Source organism: Vibrio sp. Vb0888, assembly GCF_033338835.1.
GTDB classification, from domain to species: Bacteria; Pseudomonadota; Gammaproteobacteria; order Enterobacterales; family Vibrionaceae; genus Vibrio; species Vibrio alginolyticus.
On the sequence record NZ_JAWOTL010000272.1, the window covers coordinates 1 to 1,109 of the forward strand.

The 1,109-nt window shown below is 48.2% G+C and carries 1 protein-coding gene; it reads left to right on the plus strand.

From position 1 onward, the window contains the following. Positions 1-1,109, plus strand: a 1,109-nt coding sequence (locus tag R7P72_RS25565; RefSeq protein ID WP_318111034.1) for a sensor histidine kinase, incomplete at both ends; no start/stop codon positions are given.

Sequence of the window (1,109 nt, forward strand, 5' to 3'; positions counted from 1 at the left end):
GACGTTTTGGTGACCGACAAACACAACGTAGTGTTTATGAGCAACCTACCCGACTGGCGCTATCGCGCACTGTTTCCACTCTCACCAACGGCCATCAATGAACTGACTGAAACTCGCCAATACGGTGACACGTTGCCCGAATATTACGGCGAACTTACCGCGCAAAGTGACGAAAGTGAGTTTGCGGATAACCAATTGTTGCTGTCACCAAACTACCTCGCGTACGCAACACATTTGTTGGATAAAGGTTTTCGCGTTGTAGCGTTAATCAATCACCACACCGTACTGACGGCAGTATTGCAAGCAGATGTAGTCTATTTGATTTTATACGCGCTGATTGCACTGATCGCATTGGCATGGTTTCAGATGTTGGTGAACAAGGCACGTCTTGCCAATCTCAATGTGAGCTTGGAAGAAAAAGTCATGCAACGCACGGTTGTACTAAGTGAAGCAAACCACAAGTTGCAGCAAACGGTTCGTCAGTATGAACAAAGCCAGCAAGAGCTAAGACAAACTCAGCAAGAGCTGACTCAAGCCGCCAAACTTGCTTTGCTGGGAGAGTTGTCTGCCAGTATCAACCACGAGATAAACCAACCACTTGCCGCGCTGAGAACTTACACCGAAAACTCCCAGCGCTTGCTGTCGATGGAACGCTATCCGATGGTCGCAGACAACTTAAACAAGATGCTCTCGCTAAACGAGACTATTGCCGAGGTCATTGCTAGGCTAAAAGTCTTCACCCGTAAAACTTCTCATGAACCTCATAATGAAGTGTCGATACTTCACGATGCAGTGCACAATGCCACCAGCATATTGAGCAATAAGTTGATCAAGCAAGGTGTCACGCTCAAAGTACCGACGATCGACCACGAGGTGAGGCTCGCCATTCACAGCGTTGAACTAGAACAAGTGCTCATCAATCTGTTCCACAACGCTGCGCAAGCGATGGATGGCTATTGTATTGATCCACAAATTTCCATCGCGATTCAATGCCACGATTCGAGCTGCGATATTCTGGTGTCAGATAACGGCCCGGGGATGTCTGACGAGGCACTGGCGAAAATCTTTGACCCGTTTTTTACCACCAAACCAGAAGGGCTCGGACTGGG